This window comes from Anaerosacchariphilus hominis, from assembly GCF_014290175.1.
Taxonomy (GTDB): domain Bacteria; phylum Bacillota; class Clostridia; order Lachnospirales; family Lachnospiraceae; genus Laedolimicola; species Laedolimicola hominis.
Genome location: NZ_JACOOR010000004.1, coordinates 361,392 through 380,328, shown reverse-complemented (window position 1 = coordinate 380,328; position 18,937 = coordinate 361,392). Strand labels below are relative to the sequence as shown.

General features: G+C 52.4%; 14 protein-coding genes. 11 read left to right on the top strand and 3 right to left on the bottom strand.

The features are described 5' to 3' along the window. Positions 1 to 33: 33 nt before the first annotated feature. The 4 genes from H8S44_RS08930 (at position 34) to H8S44_RS08915 (ending at position 7,387) form a co-directional block, all read left to right on the top strand. Positions 34 to 1,776: an ABC transporter ATP-binding protein gene (locus H8S44_RS08930; protein WP_186872254.1), complete on the top strand. Its 1,743-nt coding sequence runs from the start codon at positions 34 to 36 to the stop codon at positions 1,774 to 1,776. Continuing rightward, a complete protein-coding gene (locus H8S44_RS08925; RefSeq protein ID WP_186872188.1) occupies positions 1,766 to 3,502 on the top strand; it encodes an ABC transporter ATP-binding protein in 1,737 nt (578 codons plus the stop codon). Before H8S44_RS08930 ends, H8S44_RS08925 begins: the two co-directional genes overlap by 11 nt. A 139-nt stretch (positions 3,503 to 3,641) precedes the next feature. After that, positions 3,642 to 6,059 (top strand): leucine--tRNA ligase, encoded by a 2,418-nt coding sequence (gene leuS / locus H8S44_RS08920; protein WP_186872187.1) that lies wholly within the window; start codon positions 3,642 to 3,644, stop codon positions 6,057 to 6,059. Continuing rightward, entirely contained in the window at positions 6,059 to 7,387 is a 1,329-nt protein-coding gene (locus tag H8S44_RS08915) for a chloride channel protein (protein ID WP_186872186.1), read from the top strand. Before leuS ends, H8S44_RS08915 begins: the two co-directional genes overlap by 1 nt. 151 nt (positions 7,388 to 7,538) lie before the next feature. Here H8S44_RS08915 and H8S44_RS08910 read toward each other — a convergent pair whose 3' ends face one another. Both H8S44_RS08910 and H8S44_RS08905 read right to left on the bottom strand, forming a co-directional pair. Next, positions 7,539 to 7,934, bottom strand: coding sequence for a hypothetical protein (locus H8S44_RS08910; RefSeq protein WP_186872185.1), 396 nt, complete (start codon positions 7,932 to 7,934; stop codon positions 7,539 to 7,541). 120 nt (positions 7,935 to 8,054) lie between these two features. Continuing rightward, positions 8,055 to 8,312: a chorion class high-cysteine HCB protein 13 gene (locus tag H8S44_RS08905; protein WP_186872184.1), complete on the bottom strand. Its 258-nt coding sequence runs from the start codon at positions 8,310 to 8,312 to the stop codon at positions 8,055 to 8,057. A gap of 181 nt (positions 8,313 to 8,493) precedes the next feature. On the opposite strand from H8S44_RS08905, the gene H8S44_RS08900 reads away from it, so the two are divergent. The 7 genes from H8S44_RS08900 (at position 8,494) to H8S44_RS08870 (ending at position 17,025) form a co-directional block, all read left to right on the top strand. Next, positions 8,494 to 9,279 carry a zinc dependent phospholipase C family protein gene (locus tag H8S44_RS08900; protein ID WP_186872183.1) on the top strand — a complete coding sequence of 262 codons (786 nt, stop codon included), beginning with the start codon at positions 8,494 to 8,496 and terminating at the stop codon, positions 9,277 to 9,279. A 35-nt stretch (positions 9,280 to 9,314) separates the two neighbouring features. Next, the gene (locus H8S44_RS08895) at positions 9,315 to 10,550 is read left to right on the top strand and encodes an MFS transporter (protein WP_186872182.1); all 1,236 of its coding nucleotides are present in this window, start codon (positions 9,315 to 9,317) and stop codon (positions 10,548 to 10,550) included. 29 nt (positions 10,551 to 10,579) lie between these two features. Next, positions 10,580 to 11,509, top strand: a complete 930-nt coding sequence (locus tag H8S44_RS08890; RefSeq protein ID WP_186872181.1) for a S8 family peptidase — start codon at positions 10,580 to 10,582, stop codon at positions 11,507 to 11,509. 52 nt (positions 11,510 to 11,561) lie between these two features. Then, positions 11,562 to 13,265, top strand: a complete 1,704-nt coding sequence (locus H8S44_RS08885; RefSeq protein ID WP_186872180.1) for a S8 family peptidase — start codon at positions 11,562 to 11,564, stop codon at positions 13,263 to 13,265. A 97-nt stretch (positions 13,266 to 13,362) separates the two neighbouring features. Beyond that, on the top strand, positions 13,363 to 14,580 hold the full coding sequence (locus H8S44_RS08880) for an NADP-dependent isocitrate dehydrogenase (protein ID WP_186872179.1): 1,218 nt from the start codon (positions 13,363 to 13,365) through the stop codon (positions 14,578 to 14,580). Further along, positions 14,570 to 16,015 carry an MBOAT family O-acyltransferase gene (locus tag H8S44_RS08875; protein ID WP_186872178.1) on the top strand — a complete coding sequence of 482 codons (1,446 nt, stop codon included), beginning with the start codon at positions 14,570 to 14,572 and terminating at the stop codon, positions 16,013 to 16,015. Before H8S44_RS08880 ends, H8S44_RS08875 begins: the two co-directional genes overlap by 11 nt. A gap of 14 nt (positions 16,016 to 16,029) precedes the next feature. After that, a complete protein-coding gene (locus tag H8S44_RS08870) occupies positions 16,030 to 17,025 on the top strand; it encodes a hypothetical protein (RefSeq protein ID WP_186872177.1) in 996 nt (331 codons plus the stop codon). On the opposite strand, the gene abc-f is transcribed toward H8S44_RS08870, so the two are convergent. Continuing rightward, positions 17,019 to 18,929 carry a ribosomal protection-like ABC-F family protein gene (gene abc-f, locus H8S44_RS08865; RefSeq protein ID WP_186872176.1) on the bottom strand — a complete coding sequence of 637 codons (1,911 nt, stop codon included), beginning with the start codon at positions 18,927 to 18,929 and terminating at the stop codon, positions 17,019 to 17,021. The genes H8S44_RS08870 and abc-f overlap by 7 nt on opposite strands. Between the last annotated feature and the right edge of the window lie 8 nt (positions 18,930 to 18,937).

Genomic DNA, 18,937 nt, shown 5'->3' with positions numbered 1-18,937 from the left:
AAGAAAGTATACGTGTTATGGAGGACTTACATGATGAAACGATTATTGTATTACATGAAAGAGTATAAAAAGGAAAGTATCTTAGGTCCCCTTTTTAAACTCCTGGAGGCAAGCTTCGAGCTGCTGGTGCCCCTGGTGGTGGCGAGCATCATCGATACGGGTATTGCAAACCGGGACAGCAGCTATGTGCTGCGGATGGGCGGCCTATTGATTTTGCTGGGAATCATCGGCCTGACCTGCTCCATTACGGCTCAGTACTTTGCGGCCAAGGCAGCTGTGGGAAGCAGTACGGCCATGCGAAAGGCCCTGTTTGAGCATCTGAACAGCTTCTCCTATAAGGAACTGGACACCATCGGAACATCCACGCTGATTACTCGGATTACCAGCGATATCAATCAGGTGCAGACCGGTATTAATCTGGTGCTGCGTCTGTTCTTACGTTCTCCCTTTATTGTGTTCGGCGCCATGATTATGGCATTTACCATTGATGCGAAGTGCGCGGCGTTCTTCGCAGGCGTTATCCCGGTGCTGTTCATTGTGGTGTTCGCCATCATGGGAATCACCATTCCATGGTACCGGAAGGTGCAGAGCCAGCTGGATCGGGTGCTTTTGCATGTGCGTGAGAATCTGTCCGGCGTTCGTGTGGTACGGGCTTTCAACCGACAGCAGGACGAGATGGACTGCTTTCATCAGGACAGCACCACCCTCATGAACACCCAGCTTTTTGTGGGACGGATTTCCGGTCTTTTAAATCCGCTGACCTATGCCATCATCAACGCGGCGGTGATTCTGCTGATATGGACCGGCGGCCGTCAGGTGGATGCCGGTATCTTAAGCCAGGGCCAGGTAGTGGCACTGGTGAACTATATGTCCCAGATCCTGGTGGAACTGATTAAGCTGGCGAACCTGATTGTCAATGTGACCAAGTCTCTGGCCTGCCTGTCCCGTATCAATAAGATCATGGATCGGGAGCCTGGTATGACGGAAGGAACTGTGGCGGATCAGAAGCAGAAGAAGAATGTTCCCTGTGTGGAATTTAAAAATGTCAGTATCACCTACGAGAAAGGCGCGGACGCAGCTTTATCTCATGTGAATTTTCAGGCCTATCCGGGCGAGACCATCGGCGTCATCGGAGGCACCGGTTCCGGAAAGTCTACCCTGGTGAGTCTGATTCCCCGTTTCTATGATGTGAGCGAGGGTGAGGTTCTGGTGGACGGTCGGAATGTACAGGATTACACCTATGAAGGACTGCGTAGCAAAGTGGGCGTGGTTCCCCAGAAGGCTGTGCTGTTCTCTGGTACCATCCGGGAGAACCTGCAGTGGGGCAAGAAGGACGCCACCGACGAAGAACTGTACGCAGCCCTTGAGACCGCCCAGGGTCGTGAGATTGTAGAAAAGAAGGAAAAAGGCCTGGATACGGAAGTGCTGCAGGGTGGCCGCAATCTGTCAGGCGGACAGAGACAGCGTCTGACCATTGCCCGGGCACTGGTGCGGGATCCGGAGATTCTGATCCTGGATGACAGCGCTTCGGCTCTGGACTTTGCCACCGACGCGAAACTCCGGAAGGCGCTGCGGGAGCATAAAAAAGAAGCTACGGTCTTTCTGGTATCCCAGCGCGCAGCCACCATCCGCCAGGCGGATCAGATTATCGTTCTGGACGACGGCGCGGTAGCCGGCATCGGAAAGCATGATGAACTGTATCAGAATTGTGAAGTGTATCGGGAGATTTGTAATTCCCAGAGTTCAGCAGAGGAGGAAAAAGCACATGAAGCGTAAATCCACATTAAAAAGAGTCCTTTGCTATATCGAAGAGTATCGACTGTATCTGCTGGCATCCATTCTGCTGGCGGTTCTGACCGTGGCCCTGACCCTGTACGCGCCGATTCTCACCGGCGACGCCATCGACTATATGATTGGAAAGGGCGCGGTAGACTTTGCGGCTTTGCTTAAGCTTCTGACAAAGCTGGGTGTGATTATCGCAGCCACTTCCGTGTTCCAGTGGCTCATGAACCTCTGTAACAACCACATCACTTATAAAGTTGTGATGGATGTGCGGACCGAAGCCTTTGACCACATGCAGGATCTGCCTTTAAGCTACATCGACAGCCATCCCCAGGGTGATATTGTCAGCCGTCTGATCGCGGATATCGACCAGTTTTCCGACGGCCTGCTGATGGGATTCACTCAGCTTTTTACCGGTGTCATGACTATTCTTGGAACCCTGCTGTTCATGCTTTCTGTAAATGTGGGCATTACCCTGGTGGTTGTCTGCATTACACCACTGTCCCTTCTGGTGGCCAGCTTTATCGCCAGGCGGACCCACAGCATGTTTAAGCTCCAGTCCGAGACCAGAGGCGAGCTGACCGGCCTGATTGATGAAATGGTAGGAAACCAGAAAGTGGTAAAAGCCTTTGGTCATGAGGAAGAAGCCATCGCACAGTTTGACGAGATTAACCGGCAGCTGCAGAAGCACAGCCTGCGAGCGATTTTTTATTCCTCAATCACGAACCCGGCTACCCGTTTCGTCAACAGTATGGTGTACGCGGGCGTGGGCGTGGCAGGCGCCTTTGCGGCCATCCGGGGTGTATTGAGCGTAGGCCAGCTGTCCTGCTTCTTAAGCTACGCAAACCAATATACGAAGCCCTTTAATGAGATCTCCGGCGTGGTTACCGAGCTTCAGAATGCCCTGGCCTGCGCGGAACGTGTGTTTGATTTCATCGACCAGGAGCCCATGAGCGCCGAGCCGGTGAATGGCCCCCATATCGAGAAAGTACAGGGAAGCGTGGATCTGGAAAATGTGCAGTTTTCCTATACGAAGGACAGAGAGCTGATCAAAAACCTGAACCTGCATGTAAAGCCCGGTCAGAGAATCGCCATCGTGGGTCCTACAGGCTGCGGAAAAAGTACCCTGATCAATTTGCTGATGCGTTTCTACGACGTGGATGCAGGCTGTATTTCCGTGGACGGAACACCTATTCAGAAACTGACCCGGGAAAACCTGCGGCAGCAGTACGGTATGGTATTGCAGGAGACCTGGCTGAAGTCTGCGACGGTCCGTGAGAATATTTCCTATGGAAAGCCGGACGCCACGGAGGAGGAGATTATCGAGGCGGCGAAGGCCTCCCATGCCCACAGCTTTATCCGGCGTCTGCCGAAGGGTTATGACACGGTGCTTTCCGAAGACGGCGGCAGCCTTTCCCAGGGCCAGAAGCAGCTTCTGTGTATCGCCCGTGTCATGCTGTGCCTGCCGCCCATGCTGATTTTGGACGAAGCCACATCCAGTATTGATACCCGTACGGAGCTGAAGATTCAGAATGCCTTTGCGAAAATGATGGAGGGACGCACCAGTTTTATCGTAGCCCACCGTCTGTCCACTATCCGGGAGGCAGATGTAATTCTCGTTATGCGGGACGGACAGATCATCGAGCAGGGTACCCATGAAAGTCTGCTTGCGGCCAAGGGCTTCTATGCGGAGCTTTATAACAGCCAGTGGGCTGTGTAAAAGGCCGTAAAGGACCGATTTTGCTTGACAAAGCAGACTGGTGTGATATGATAAAATGCAGTGAGAATTCGTGAATTGTAAGTATATGTGATTACGAAGATTCTTATTTTTACAAGATAAACAAGAGGAGTGGAAAGAAATGGCAGTACCATTTAACCACCGCGCGGTGGAAGAAAAGTGGCGGAAGCACTGGGAAGAGCATCCGGTGAACGTCAACGACGGGAAAAAACCGAAATACTATTGTCTGGATATGTTCCCCTATCCGTCAGGCAACGGACTTCATGTGGGTCACTGGAGAGGCTATGTTATCAGTGACGTATGGAGCCGTTACAAGCTGATGCAGGGACATTATATTATTCATCCCATGGGATGGGACGCATTCGGACTCCCGGCTGAGAACTACGCTATTAAGATGGGTGTACATCCGGCCAAGTCCACCGCAGAGAATGTGGCCAATATCAAGAGACAGATCAACGATATCGCAGCTCTTTACGACTGGAATATGGAAGTCAATACCACCGATCCGAAGTTCTATAAGTGGACTCAGTGGATCTTTGTACAGATGTTTAAGAAGGGACTGGCTTACGAGAAGGAGTTCCCCATCAACTGGTGTCCGTCCTGTAAGACCGGTCTGGCAAATGAGGAAGTAGTCAACGGCTGCTGCGAGCGCTGCGGCACTGCAGTTACCAAGAAGAACCTGCGTCAGTGGATGCTGAAGATCACCGCGTACGCAGACCGCCTGCTGAACGACCTGGACAAGCTGGACTGGCCGGAGAAGGTAAAGAAGATGCAGACCGACTGGATCGGCAAGTCTTATGGTGCCGAGGTAGATTTTAAGGTAGACGGAAGTGATGAGAAGATCACCGTATATACCACACGTCCGGATACTCTGCACGGTGCTACTTTCATGGTACTGGCTCCGGAGCATGCGTTGGCTGCCAAACTGGCCACCGAAGAGACCAGAGCGGCCGTAGAGGATTACATCTTTAAGTCTTCCATGCGTTCCAATGTGGATCGTGTACAGGATAAGGAAAAGACCGGCGTATTTACCGGAAGCTATGCCATCAATCCCATTAACGGAGCAAAGGTTCCCATCTGGCTTTCCGACTATGTACTGGCTGACTATGGTACCGGCGCCATCATGTGCGTACCGGCCCATGACGACCGTGACTTTGAGTTCGCAAAGAAGTTTAATATTCCGATCATCCAGGTTATTGCCAAGGATGGTAAGGAAATCGAAAACATGACCGAGGCTTATACCGAGGCCAGCGGAACCATGATCAATTCCGGCGAGTGGAACGGCATGGAGTCCGCAGTCCTGAAAAAGGAAGCTCCGCTTATCATCGAGAAGATGGGCGTAGGTAAAAAGACCGTCAACTATAAGCTGCGTGACTGGGTATTCTCCCGTCAGCGTTACTGGGGCGAGCCCATCCCGATCATCCACTGCCCGAAGTGCGGAAATGTTCCGGTTCCGGAAGATCAGCTTCCGCTGGAACTGCCGGAGGTGGAGAGCTATCAGCCTACAGGTACCGGAGAGTCTCCGCTGGCAGCCATTGATGAGTGGGTCAACACCACCTGTCCCTGCTGCGGCGCGCCTGCAAAGAGAGAGACCAACACCATGCCCCAGTGGGCAGGTTCCTCCTGGTACTTCCTGCGCTACGTGGACAACCACAACGACGAGGAGCTGGTAAGCAAGGAGAAAGCAGACAAGTATCTGCCGGTAGATATGTATATCGGCGGTGTCGAGCATGCGGTACTGCATCTTTTGTACTCCCGGTTCTACACCAAGTTCCTGCATGACATCGGAGTCATCGATTTTGACGAGCCCTTCACCAAACTGTTCAACCAGGGTATGATCACCGGAAAGAACGGTATCAAGATGAGTAAGTCCAAAGGAAACGTGGTTTCCCCGGACGACCTGATCCGAGACTACGGCTGCGACGCCCTGAGAATGTATGAGATGTTCGTGGGGCCGCCCGAACTGGACGCAGAGTGGGATGACAGAGGAATCGACGGCGTATCCCGTTTCCTGAAGCGTTTCTGGAACCTGGTTCTGGATAATAAGGACAAGGGAGCCAAAGAGACACCGGAGAGCGTCAAGATCCGTCATAAGATGGTATACGATATCACCACCCGTCTGAACAGCTTCAGCCTGAACACCGTTATCTCCGGTTTCATGGAGTATAACAATAAGCTCATCGATCTGGCAAAGCGTCAGGATGGTCTGGATAAGGAAACCTTGGAGACAGCAGTTACCCTGATCGCGCCGTTTGCACCCCATATCGCAGAGGAACTCTGGGAGCAGCTGGGTCACAGCGAGACTGTATTTGCACATGGATGGCCGGATGCGGATGAGGAAGCCATGAAGGATGATGAGATCGAGATCGCTGTACAGGTAAACGGCAAGACCCGTGGAACTGTCACCATCTCCAGCAGCGCAGCGAAGGAAGAGGCTATCGCAGCTGGTAAGGAAGTGGTCGCAGACTGGCTGAAAGGCACTATCGTAAAAGAGATCTACGTGCCCGGAAGAATTATTAACATCGTGGTAAAACCGTAATGAACGAGCAGAAATCAAACGAAACACAGATAGAAAAATTAGAAGAAGAGCTGCGGGATGCTATCCCGCAGCTTGAGAATCGGTTCCGGATCACCATCTGGAACCGATTAGTCGTTCTGTTAAAGTGGCTGGTATTCGCCACACTGACGGGTCTGGCCCTGGGACTGGTGGGAACTGCTTTCGGAAAAGGAGTTTCCATGGCTACGGCCTTCCGTATGGCTCATTCCTGGATCCTGTACAGCCTGCCCTTCGCAGGCGTCCTGATTGTCTGGATGTACAAATGGGAGCGAAAGCAGGAGCGAAGCAGTACCAATATGGTCCTGGACGCCATCCATGCAGAGCGGGAGATTCCGTTAAAGACAGCGCCGCTGATCTTCATTTCCACGATTCTGACCCATCTCTTCGGCGGTTCTGCCGGACGGGAGGGCGCTGCTTTACAGCTTGGCGGCAGCATCGGTAATTTTCTGGGGAGGGTTCTGCGTATCGATGAAAATGACCGGCGTGTCATGATCATGGCAGGTATGAGTGCCGCTTTCTCAGCTCTGTTCGGTACGCCTATGGCGGCGGCAGTCTTTTCCATGGAGGTGGTCAGCGTTGGTATCATGCATTACGCGGCTTTGGTACCCTGCGTGATAGCCTCCTATGTGGCCTACGGTGTCGCCTGCCACTTCGGACTCACCGGTGAACGATTTGCCCTGGGAACGCTCCCGGAATTCAATATCATGAATGCCGGTAAAATCCTGTTTTTAGGCTTTTGCTGCGCCGCAGTCAGCATCCTGTTCTGTGTCGTCTTACATAAGACAGAAGAACTTTTTGCGGAAAAAATTAAGAACAGCTTTTTGCGGCCCCTGGTGTCAGGCATTCTGATTATTGGATTGACCCTGCTTCTCGGAACCACGGACTACCTGGGAACCGGTATGCAGGTGGTAGAACGGGCGGTGGTAGACCGGCAGGTCATCTGGTGCGCTTTCCTCCTGAAGATCATATTTACCGCCATCACCTTATCCGGCGGCTTCAAGGGCGGCGAGATCGTCCCCACCTTCTTTGTAGGAGCTACCTTCGGCTGTCTCATGGGCCAGATATTACACATTTCCCCATCCCTGGCCGCCGCCTGCGGCATGGCCGCCGTATTTTGCGGCGTCACCAACAGCCCCATTTCCTCCCTGCTGATCAGTCTTGAAATGTTCGGCTTCGAAGGCGCGCCCTTTTACTTTATAGCTATCGCAATCAGTTATATGCAATCAGGATATTATGGCCTCTACCGCAGCCAGAAGATCATGTACTCCAAAGTAAAAACGACGTTCATCAACCGCAATGCCAAAGAGTAGCACGTCAAACCAGCTGCACCGCATCCAAGCGACATTTAAATACAGGAAGAGAATAGAAGCAGCACCTTCCTTAAGGAGGACCTCGATGGGCCAAACGTGGGAAGGTGCTGCTTCAGGCCTCTTTTGTCCGTTTCTTTTCGTCTCGTCCGTCTTACTTCATGAAACTCCGCGCCAACTGCACCATCTGCTCCATCCGCGCGATTTCATCCTGGTTTTTTCCCTTCTTCAGACTCTCAAAAATCTCCTGAAACTCCCCCTCCGACATCGGATGATCTGAATTCTTCGCCGCATTCATAATCCGCTGTAATTCCCTTGGATCCATACTCGCCATATTCACCTCATTTCCCGGCGCATCCTCCCGGGCCTGAGCGTCCGGATGATCCTTCTCCGCCGTGACCGCAGCCATTTCCGCCATCATTCCGGAATACTGCATATAAGTAGTCATAAGTTCCATCATCCGCAGAATCGAATCGATCTTCCGACCCAGCTCATTACATTTCCGCTGCAGATCCCGCAAAATTCGGTATCCGTCATCCCCCGGCCCCATAGGCATGCCTCCGGTTCTTTTGAATCAATATATGGAAACCCGGGCCAAAATATGAACCCGGGACAGAAAAAGGGGAGGAAAGTCGAAACTCCCCTCCCGGAACACAAGGGCATCGTCGGACTAGCATCCGCAGCCGTTACCGCATCCACAGCCATTGTTGCCGAAAAAGCTTCCGTTGCCACAGCCGCCGCAGCAGCACAGAATCAGAATCAGCCACAGACAGCTGTTGTCATTGCCACAGCCATTGCCGCCGCAAAGACCGTTGCCGTTGCCACAGAAGGAGGTCAGCAGCAGAAGCCAGATCAGGGTATTGCAGCAGCTGTTATTTCCGGAATCGCCGCATCCACAGCCACAGTTGGTAGCAGTTAAATCACTCATGAGAAATCCTCCAGGAAAAATATTTATTTACAGTTCCATAATATGTGGAGAACAAAAAAATGTGACGAAACTGAAAAGACACAGAAATTACACAGGAATTTAACTTGTAAGGCGGAGAGATTTGTGAGAAAATAGAAACAATAATTCAGTATTCATAAATAAAAAGAAAGGAAGCGTAACTATGCCTGCAACCTATGCACATTATAAATTTGGAAAAGAAGTGTACCGGGCCCTGCCTCAGGAGCTCCGTCAGATCATCAAAGAGAACCGGGCGGCCTACCTTATCGGTCTCCACGGACCGGATCTGCTGTTTTACTATCATCCCTGCTACAAGAACCGGATTAACCAGCTGGGCGTGAAGATGCACAGACAGCTGGCCTCCGACTTTTTCGACCATGCCAGAATCGTCTATCAGGAAAAACCGAGTTACGTCCTGTTATCCTATCTGTGCGGCTTTCTCTGCCACTTTATGCTGGACAGCGAGTGCCATCCCTATATTTCCAGATATATGGAAGAACACCATCTGGGTCATCTGGAGATCGAGACTGATTTTGATCGGATGCTGCTGACCGAGGACGGACTGGAGCCGGTGACAGCCAATTGTACCCGCCATCTGATCCGGGATCTGGATACGGAAGAAGCCATCGCTTCCGTGCTGGGCGTGACAGCCGATCAGGTGGATACCTGTATTCTTGGCTTTCATAAGACCATTCGCCTGTTCCAGTGTCCTTCTGCCGCAAAAGGCCATTTTCTGAAAGGTTTCTTTACCCTTATTGGGCAGAAGAAGGGCATTGGTGGTCTGGTAATGACCGGTCAGGTAAACCGGAAGTGCCGGGAGAGCGGCCAGATGCTGGAAGCGCGGCTGGAGAGCGCTGTGGAGCCGACGGTACAGGAGATCACCCGCTATGTGGAAACCATTCAGACCGGGAAGCCCTTAAGTCTCCGTCTGAAACGTGATTTTGAATAGAATAAAGCAAGAAAGAGTCTTATGAGGGAGAAAATATGAACCGAACAACCAAACTGGAACGCAACTGGATCCTCTATGACGTGGGCAATTCCGCCTTTGTACTGCTGGCGGCCACCATCATACCCATCTACTACAAAAACCTTACGGCAGCCAGCGGCATTTCCGCTGCCGATTCCACCGCCTATTTCAGCTACGCTACTTCGCTGGTTACCATGATTGTTGCTGTGCTGGGACCGGTTCTGGGCAGCTTCGCTGATACCAAAGGCTTTAAAAAGCCGGTATTTACCTTCTTTATGATGATGGGTGTCCTGGGCTGCGCCGGCCTTTCTCTTCCGGGAACCTGGCTTGCCTTTCTGGTGATCTTTATTATCGCCAAGGTAGGCCTGAATGCCAGCCTGGTCTTTTACGACGCCATGCTGGCGGATGTGACCACGGACGAGCGGATGGATCTGGTGTCCGCCCGGGGCTATGCCTGGGGCTACATCGGAAGCTGTATTCCCTTTGTATTCAGTCTGATCTTCGTGCTCTGCGCCGACCGGATCGGCATCTCCGGAGCCACGGCCATGACCATCGCGTTTCTCATTAATGCTCTCTGGTGGCTTCTGGTGACTTTGCCCCTTTTGCGCACCTACGAGCAGACCCATTACGTGGAGCGCTCCGCCCATCCGGTACGGGACAGCTTCACCCGTCTGGGACAGAGCTTTTCCGAGATCCGGGAGCGTCCTCAGATCTGGTATTTCCTGCTGGCCTTTTTCTGCTACATTGACGGCGTATATACCATCATCGACATGGCTACCTCCTATGGAAAGGATGTGGGTATCAGCGATACCAATCTGCTTCTGGCGCTGCTTCTGACCCAGGTGGTTGCTTTTCCCTGTTCCATTCTTTTCGGACATCTGTCCAAAAAGTTTCGGAATACGACATTGATTCAGGCGTCTATCATCGGCTACTTCGGCGTGGTACTCTTTGCGCTGCAGCTGGATAAGGCCTGGGAATTCTGGTTCCTGGCCGTCTGGGTGGCTGTATTCCAGGGAGCTATCCAGTCCCTGTCCCGTTCCTATTTTGCCCGGATCATTCCCAAGGAAAAGTCCACCGAGTATTTCGGCTTCTTCGATATCTTCGGAAAAGGCGCGGCCTTTGTGGGAACCTTGCTGATGGGTATTTCCACTCAGCTTTTCCATACATCCCGGGCAGGCGTGGCTATGCTGGCCCTGATGTTCGCGGCAGGTTTTGTTCTCTTTCGGATGGCAGTCCGGCATGAGCCGGCATAAGATAACAGAAAAGCAAGGAGTTTTCTGTTATGAATCGGGTACGAGAGCTTGTGGGAGCTTCCTGTGCTTACGAATATGGTTTCTCCGGAAAGGGAATCGGCATTGCGGTTCTCGACTCCGGTATCAACGACGCTCATCCGGATCTGCAGGGCAGACTGGTTTATTCTTATAATTATACGAATGATTCCGAACATGCACCCGACGACTGTGGTCATGGAACCCATATCAGCGGAATCATCGGCGGAACAGGAGTGGCATCCGGCGGAAGGTATCAGGGCCTTGCGCCGAGATGTCATTTTGTTTCCCTGAAGATTCTGGATCAAAGGGGGAACGGAAGCAGTCAGTCCCTGATTCGCGCCCTCCATTGGATTCTGGAACAGGGCAAAGAATATGGAATCCGCATCGTCAATATTTCTGTGGGCGGCAGCGTGCCGAGGCATGCCGGGCCAACGGAGCTGGTTAAGGCAGTGGAAGAGGTATGGGACGCCGGATATCTGGTCTGCGCAGCCGCAGGGAATCAGGGGCCGGACCGCTCCAGCATCACCGTGCCGGGCACCAGTCCGGCCATCATCACGGTGGGCGCTTCCGATGACGAGCGTGCCGTCCGGGTGCAGGGACAGCGAAAAAGGCATTATTCCGGAAGGGGTCCCACGCCGGAACTGGTGGAAAAACCGGATTTAGTGGCCCCCGGGGCCTCCATTTTATCCTGTAACAGTTTTTTCGGACAGCCGGGGGCCGGATATTACACAGCCAAGTCCGGTACCTCCATGGCCACTCCTGCGGTAGTGGGCGCTCTGGCCCTCCTGTGTGAAAAGGAACCGGCCCTCACCAACCGGCAGATCAAAGAGCGTCTCTGTATTTCCTGCCGAAATCTTGGCTATCCCAGGAACCGTCAGGGCTGCGGAAGGCTCTGGCTCCCCGGTCTGCTGGGTCTGGAGGAAGCCTCCTCCCGGGAATGAAATCCGGGAAACTGCATATCCTGTAAAAAAACAAAGATGGGAATCAGGACTTATGGCGGAAAACTGCAGGGAAAAGATCGTTTCAGAGGATTATGTGGACTTTATCTGGCAGCCGGGACTTGGTCAGGTAGAGCTGGCGGAACAGTATCCGGATCTCTGTATCCAGCCCATCAACGACTATTATTCTGTCTTTTATGCCGGGGAGGGCTTTTACCAGGGCAGTGAGGGGCAGTACTATGAATATGACTATGAGGTATTTCCCACCCTCTACAGCCTCCTGCAGACGGAGGCCCTGGAGGACTCCGGGATTCTGCGTCTCCAGAACCAGCCATTGTTGCGGCTGAAGGGGGAAGGAGTTCTTCTGGGCTTTATTGACACAGGCATCGACTATCGGAATCGGTGCTTTCTGGATGAATTCGGACGTTCCCGGATTCTTGCCATCTGGGATCAGGGTGATCAGACGGGGCAGCTTCCGCAAAACATCGGTTACGGCAGTGTTTACGTCCGGGAGCAGATCGAAGAAGCCCTGGTCTCGGATCAGCCATACAGAATCGTACCCGGCCGCGACGTCTCCGGTCACGGAACCAGGCTGGCGGCTCTGGCTGCCGGAAGCGAGGATCCTGAGACCGGGTGGCTGGGAGCCGCACCCAGGTCTATGGTGGCCATGGTGAAACTGAAACCTGCCAAAACCTACCTGAAGCGCTATTTTATGGTGCCGCCGGAGGCAGAAGCCTATCAGGAAAATGATATCATGCTGGGAGTCCGATTTCTTCACGAACTGGCCTATGCCCACAAAATGCCCCTGGTTCTCTGTCTGGCCCTGGGGACGAACATGGGCGGACACACAGGAACACTTCCCTTGAGCTCTTATCTGAATGCCATCAGCGCCCGGGCAGGCCGTTGTGTGGTCGTAGCTGCAGGAAACGAGGCCAATCAAGGCCATCATTATTACGGCGTCCTGCAGTCAGCGGAACCCTATCAGGATGTGGATCTCCGGGTAGCTGAAAACGAATACGGGCTTCTCATGGAGCTTTGGAGCAGTACGCCGGATCTGATTTCCGTTTCGCTGATTTCACCCTCCGGAGAAGAGGTTCCCCGGATCAATCTCGGACAGAAGAGCTGGCGCTTTGATTTTCTTTTTGAGCGGACTGTGGTGTATGTGAACTTTCAGCCTCTGGATCCCTACAGCGGAGAGCAGCTCATCGTCATCCGTATGGCCTATCCTTCTCCCGGGATCTGGAGAATCCGGGTCTACGGCAGCCAGTTCCTCCATGGAGTCTATAATATCTGGCTGCCTGTGACTGGTTTTCTCTCTCCGGATACCGTATTTCTGAATTCCAATCCTGACATCACTGTCACGGATCCGGGCAATGCAGAGCTCCCCATTACCACGGGAGCCTACAACACCCGGAATCGCAGTATCTATATCGATTCCAGCCGGGGTTATACCCGAAATGGCCGAATCAAGCCGGATCTGGCTGTGCCCGGCGTATCGGTGGCCACCTATGGCCCGGGAAACCGGTTTACCTCCATGAGTGGAACCAGCGCAGCGGCCGCGATAACCGCAGGGGCAGCTGCCCTGATGCTGGAGTGGGGTGTCGTAAAAAAGAATCGGGAGATCTTAAGCACCATCGAAATTAAACAGCTTCTGATCCGCGGGGCGGATCGGAGCGGCAACGACCTTTATCCCAACCGCTCCTGGGGCTATGGAACCCTGAATCTCTACGGGGCCTTTGCAGCCCTGGGACGTTTTTAAAGAGAAAGCTTGCGATGGAACAGGGAATCGTCTATAATAGAACGTAAAGTGCGGTTACCGAAGAAAAGCAATGCCGCAGGAAAGAGGAGGATACAGGATGGACAAAATTAAGATGACGACTCCGTTGGTAGAAATGGACGGAGACGAGATGACACGGATTCTCTGGAGCATGATAAAAGAAGAATTACTGCTTCCCTTTGTGGATTTAAATACAGAATACTATGATCTGGGGCTGGAGCACCGGAACGCCACGGACGATCAGGTGACCGTGGACGCCGCGGAAGCCACCAAGAAGTACGGCGTAGCAGTTAAGTGCGCCACCATCACCCCTAACGGCGCCCGGATGGAAGAGTACGATCTGAAAAAGATGTGGAAGAGCCCCAACGGCACCATCCGCGCCATTCTGGACGGAACCGTTTTCCGGGTTCCTATTATCGTAAAAGGCATCGAGCCTTATGTAAAGAACTGGAAAAAACCCATTACCGTGGCCCGTCATGCCTACGGCGATGTGTATAAGGCGGCGGAAATGCGGATCCCGGGTCCCGGAAAGTGTGAGCTGGTCTTTACGGGAGAGGATGGAACCGAGCTTCGGGAGACCATCCACGACTTTCAGGAGGGAGGAGTGGTACAGGGTATGCACAACCTGGAAAGCTCTATCGAAAGCTTTGCCAGAAGCTGCTTTTCCTATGCCGTATCCCAGAAGCAGGATCTGTGGTTTGCCACCAAGGATACCATTTCCAAAAAGTATGATCATTTCTTCAAGGATACTTTCCAGGAGATCTATGAGAAAGAGTACAAAGAGCAGTTTGAAAAGCTGGGAATCACCTACTTCTACACACTCATCGACGATGCGGTGGCCCGGGTAGTCAAGTCTGAGGGCGGTTATATCTGGGCCTGCAAGAACTATGACGGCGACGTGATGAGCGATCTCATCGCCACGGCCTTCGGCTCCCTGGCCATGATGACCTCCGTACTGGTATCTCCCCATGGATATTTTGAGTACGAGGCCGCCCACGGAACCGTGCAGCGCCATTACTATAAGCACCTGAAAGGAGAGGAGACCTCCACCAATTCCATGGCTACCATTTTTGCCTGGTCCGGAGCCCTGCGCAAGCGCGGCGAACTGGATGGCAATCCGGCTCTGATGACTTTTGCCGATAAGCTGGAGGAGGCTTCTGTCCGGACCATCGAAAGTGGAAAGATGACGAAGGATCTGGCTCTGATTACCACCTTCCCGGATCCCGCTGTCCTGTCCAGTGGAGACTTTATCAAAGAAATACGGAAAACCTTAGAGGAACTTCTGAATGCTGTTTAATTCCAATGCTTTTTATGTATTTTTACCCCTGGTGTTCGCATTATACTGGCTGACGCCCCGGAAATACCGCTGGGGCGTCCTGCTGGTATCCAGCTATTACTTTTATATGAGCGCCAATGCCGCATACATTGTGCTGCTTCTGGCTACCACTTTGATTTCCTACGGAACGGCGCTTCTCATGGAGCGCACTCCGGATTCGAAGAGACGGAAGCGGTATCTGTGGATCGCTCTGGTGATCTGTCTGGGTTTCCTGTTCTTTTTCAAGTACTTTAATTTCTTAAGCACCTCGGTGACGACGCTGCTTCGGAAATGTTCTCTGCCCCTTGACGATGTGACCCTGAATCTGGTGCTTCCGGTGGGAATCTCTTTCTACACCTTCCAGACCCTGGGCTATGTGCTGGATGTATACCACGGGAAGACAAAGGCCTGCAGACATTTTGGAAAATACGCGGTGTTTGTTTCCTTCTTCCCGCTGCTTCTGGCGGGCCCCATCGAGCGGGCAGAGCATCTGATGCCCCAGATCGAGAGAGAACATTCCCTGGATGCGGACAAAGCCATCCGGGGATCCAAATGGATCGCCTGGGGCTTCTTTAAGAAGATTGCCATCGCTGATGTGGTGGCTTCCTGTGTGGATGTGGTCTATAATCAGGTGACCTCCTATACAGGTCTGGCGCTGGGTATCGCCACCCTTTTCTATGCTTTTCAGGTATATTGCGACTTCTCCGGCTATTCGGATATTGCCCGGGGCGTGGCTACCCTTTTCGATATCGAACTGGTCAATAACTTTAAAAGTCCTTATTTTTCCGCTTCCGTCAAAGAGTTCTGGAGCCGCTGGCATATTTCTTTGTCCAGCTGGCTGCGGGATTATATCTACTTTCCTCTGGGAGGAAGCCGGAAGGGCACCTTTCGAACCTATCGGAACCTGATGATCACTTTTCTGGTCAGCGGACTCTGGCATGGGGCCAGCTGGACCTTTGTGGTCTGGGGCGGCCTTCACGGACTGGCCCAGATCGCCGAACGGATCTGGAACCGTTATTTCCCGCCGAAAAAAGAGCGGAAGAGTGTGATCCGGGTATTGCTGACCTTCGCCTTCGTGACGCTGACCTGGCTCTTTTTCCGGGCTAATACTATGAGCGACGCCGGTTATATCCTGACCCATCTGTTTGACGGAATCACCCATCCGGTGGCTTATGTGCGGACCGCTTATGAGGCTTTTGATTCCGCCGGACTGATCCAGAGTACGGATCTGAAGCTGGTGCTGATCTGGATCCTGGTGCTTCTGGTTCATGATTTTATCGGACTTCGTCGGGATGTGGCCGACTGGCTGGGACGTTTTTCAAAGCCGGTACGGTACGCTCTGTACTTTCTGCTGCTGTTTATCATTCTTTACAGTCGGCAGCTGGGCCAGTATGAATTTGTATATTTTCAATTTTAGAATGCGAGAAGAGAATGAAGAAATTTCTACGTAAAATCGCTCCCTTTGTGCTGTTTATCCTGATTCTGGAGCTGGCGATTCCCATGGTGGTAGATCCCTACAATGTGTTCCACTGGCAGGAGATCCGGGATAACGGCGTGGAGCCCAACAGCAATTACATCAAGATGCAATATGTGCTTCACAATCCGGATAAGTTTGATTCTTTCCTGTTCGGTTCTTCCCGGACGGGCTTCGTGAACGTGGAGCATATTCCCGAGGGGAAGTGGTATAATATGTCCTACTCCGAGGGCCTTCCGGCGGAGCATCTGGAGAATCTTCGGGAGCTCATCGCCAACGACATCATTCCCAAGACCGTCATGATCGGTGTGGACAATATTTCCGCTTTCGTGGATCCGTCCCTTCATGAGAACCAGTTTTACCGGATCCCATATCCCAGGACCGGAAAGCTGAACTTTTATGCCAATTATTTCAGCATCAAGGGCGTGATCCTTTCCCTGGATGTGATCCTGAACCATAAGGTGGAGGATCCGGACTATGTGACCCGGTACTATCAGAGTGGCAGTACCCTCCGGGATCCCTCACTGGGCGGCACTTTCAAGGATGACGTGCCCTACTGGGACGACTATTATAAGGATTATATGTCAGATTCCATTTTAAGCCTCCAGCGGATCCGGGAGCTCTGCGATGAATACGGCATCCACCTGATTGTGTTTTCCAATCCCATCTACTACAAGACCTATCAGCAGTCGAAATACTACGGTTATGACACCTATCTGGACTGGCTGATCGGTTCCACCCAGGGATTTTATAATTTCAGCGGGAATAATGAGATTACCAGAAACAAAAATTATTATTACGAATCCAGCCACTATACGGAAGTGCTGGGAGATATGATCATCGATCGAATCTTCCGGGGAGAAACCAGCGAAGAGCTGGAGAGCCAGGGTTTTGGCATGTATGTGGACGCGGAAAAAACAGAAGAATTCAGAAAAGCGCTGGCCAATCATTGAGCCAGCGCTTCCCATTGTTCGTAAAGAGTTTCCAGCCTTGCCGCAATCTCTTCTTTTTCCTTGTGGAGCTTCACACATTCCGCCGCGTTGGTGTAAATCGATTCCTGTGTGAGCAGTTCATCGATCTCCCCGTCGCGGCTTTCCAGCCGGAAGATTTCTTCCTCCGTCTTTTTAAAATCATTTTCCCGTTTTCTCTGACGGGCCTGTTCTTCCTTTTGCTGCTTCCAGTCCATCTTTCCGGCCGATTCCGGTTCCGGCTCCGAAGCGGCAGTGGAAGTCCCCGCAGCCGTCGGAGTCAGAATATCATGCTTTTCCAGATAATAATCGTAATTACCGATATAGTTTACCAGTATGCCTCCGGTCAGATCCAGAATCCGTGTGGCCGTGGTGTTGATAAAATAACGGTCATGGGACACGTAGAGGACCGTGCCGGTGTAATGATTCAGGGCCTGCTCCAGGATCTCCTTGGAAACGATGTCCAGATGGTTGGTGGGCTCGTCCAGAATCAGGAAATTGGCTTCCGAAAGCATCAGCTTGGCAAGGGAAACACGGCCACGTTCGCCGCCGGACAGCTCCGCGATCCGTTTGAACACATCGTCCCCCGTGAAAAGAAAGGCTGCCAGGGTACTGCGGATGGTGGTATTATCCAGATCTGGGTAGGCATCGGAGATTTCCTCGAACAGGGTCTTTTCCGGATGCAGTACATGGTGCTCTTGGTCGTAGTATCCGATCTGAACCTTGGAGCCCAGTGTAAAGGAGCCGCTGTCTGCCTCCAGAAGTCCGTTTAGAATTTTCAGAATCGTGGTCTTTCCCGTTCCGTTGTTGCCGATGAGTGCCACCCGTTCTCCACGCTTTACCTGGAAGTTCAGATCAGAGAAGAGCTGCTGGCTTCCGAAGGCCTTGGACAGTCCCTCCACCGTCAGCACATCATTTCCGCTGACCACCTTGGGTTCCAGAGTGATGTGCATTTCCGAGCGGATCTCCGTGGGCTTATCCAGAACTTCCATTTTATCCAGCATCTTTTCCCGGCTTTCCGCCCGTTTGATGGATTTTTCCCGGTTAAAGGACTTAAGTTTCGCGATAACCTCTTCCTGATGGCGGATTTCACGCTGCTGATTCAGCCAGGCGTGCATCCGTGCTTCCCGAAGTTGTGCCTTTTTCGCCGCGTAATCGGAATAGTTTCCCTGAAAGACTGTGACCTCGCCACCGTCGATCTCGATGATCTTCGTGGCGATCCGATTCAGGAAGTAACGGTCGTGGGCTACCACCAGAACAGCGCCGTCGTAGTTTAGAAGGAATGTCTCCAGCCAGGCGATGGAGTTCATATCCAGATGGTTCGTAGGCTCGTCCAGCATGATGAGATCCGGATGGGAGAGCAGCAGCTTACCTAAAGACACCCGGGTCTTCTGACCGCCGGACAGGGTATTCACCTGTTTTTCAAACTCGTCCTCCTCAAAGCCCAGGCCCTTTAAGACGCCCACCACTTCGCTTTTATAGGCATATCCGTTTTTCAGTTCAAATTCGTGCCCCAGTCTGGTATACTGATCCAGGGCGTTCTCCAGCTCCTGTCCGGACAGTTCCTTCATTTCCGCTTCCAGACTCCGGATCCGGGCCTCCAGATCGATCACATCCTGCTTTACAGAAAGCAGCTCCTGGTAAATGGTGTGGTGGCTGCTCAGGTCCTGGTGCTGGGCCAGATAGCCGATGGTTTTTCCTTTGGCCAGAACCACCTGGCCGGAATCTGCCTCCAGTTCACCCATGATGATCTTTAAAAGTGTGGACTTTCCGGCTCCGTTAATGCCGACCACTGCGGCTTTTTCCCGATCCTCGATATGGAAAGACGCCTGTTTTAAAATCACATCTGTGCCAAAGGCTTTATCTATATTCTGGCATGAAAGTATCATAATTTCTA

Bases quoted from the DNA above. Each gene is read 5' to 3' on its own strand.
- H8S44_RS08915 (WP_186872186.1), top strand. From the start codon at position 6,059: ATGAACGAGCAGAAATCAAACGAAACACAGATAGAAAAATTAGAAGAA.
- H8S44_RS08910 (WP_186872185.1), bottom strand. From the start codon at position 7,934: ATGGGGCCGGGGGATGACGGATACCGAATTTTGCGGGATCTGCAGCGG.
- H8S44_RS08890 (WP_186872181.1), top strand. From the start codon at position 10,580: ATGAATCGGGTACGAGAGCTTGTGGGAGCTTCCTGTGCTTACGAATAT.
- leuS (WP_186872187.1), top strand. From the start codon at position 3,642: ATGGCAGTACCATTTAACCACCGCGCGGTGGAAGAAAAGTGGCGGAAG.
- H8S44_RS08875 (WP_186872178.1), top strand. From the start codon at position 14,570: ATGCTGTTTAATTCCAATGCTTTTTATGTATTTTTACCCCTGGTGTTC.
- H8S44_RS08895 (WP_186872182.1), top strand. From the start codon at position 9,315: ATGAACCGAACAACCAAACTGGAACGCAACTGGATCCTCTATGACGTG.
- H8S44_RS08880 (WP_186872179.1), top strand. From the start codon at position 13,363: ATGGACAAAATTAAGATGACGACTCCGTTGGTAGAAATGGACGGAGAC.
- H8S44_RS08905 (WP_186872184.1), bottom strand. From the start codon at position 8,312: ATGAGTGATTTAACTGCTACCAACTGTGGCTGTGGATGCGGCGATTCC.
- H8S44_RS08925 (WP_186872188.1), top strand. From the start codon at position 1,766: ATGAAGCGTAAATCCACATTAAAAAGAGTCCTTTGCTATATCGAAGAG.
- H8S44_RS08930 (WP_186872254.1), top strand. From the start codon at position 34: ATGAAACGATTATTGTATTACATGAAAGAGTATAAAAAGGAAAGTATC.
- H8S44_RS08885 (WP_186872180.1), top strand. From the start codon at position 11,562: ATGGCGGAAAACTGCAGGGAAAAGATCGTTTCAGAGGATTATGTGGAC.
- abc-f (WP_186872176.1), bottom strand. From the start codon at position 18,929: ATGATACTTTCATGCCAGAATATAGATAAAGCCTTTGGCACAGATGTG.
- H8S44_RS08870 (WP_186872177.1), top strand. From the start codon at position 16,030: ATGAAGAAATTTCTACGTAAAATCGCTCCCTTTGTGCTGTTTATCCTG.
- H8S44_RS08900 (WP_186872183.1), top strand. From the start codon at position 8,494: ATGCCTGCAACCTATGCACATTATAAATTTGGAAAAGAAGTGTACCGG.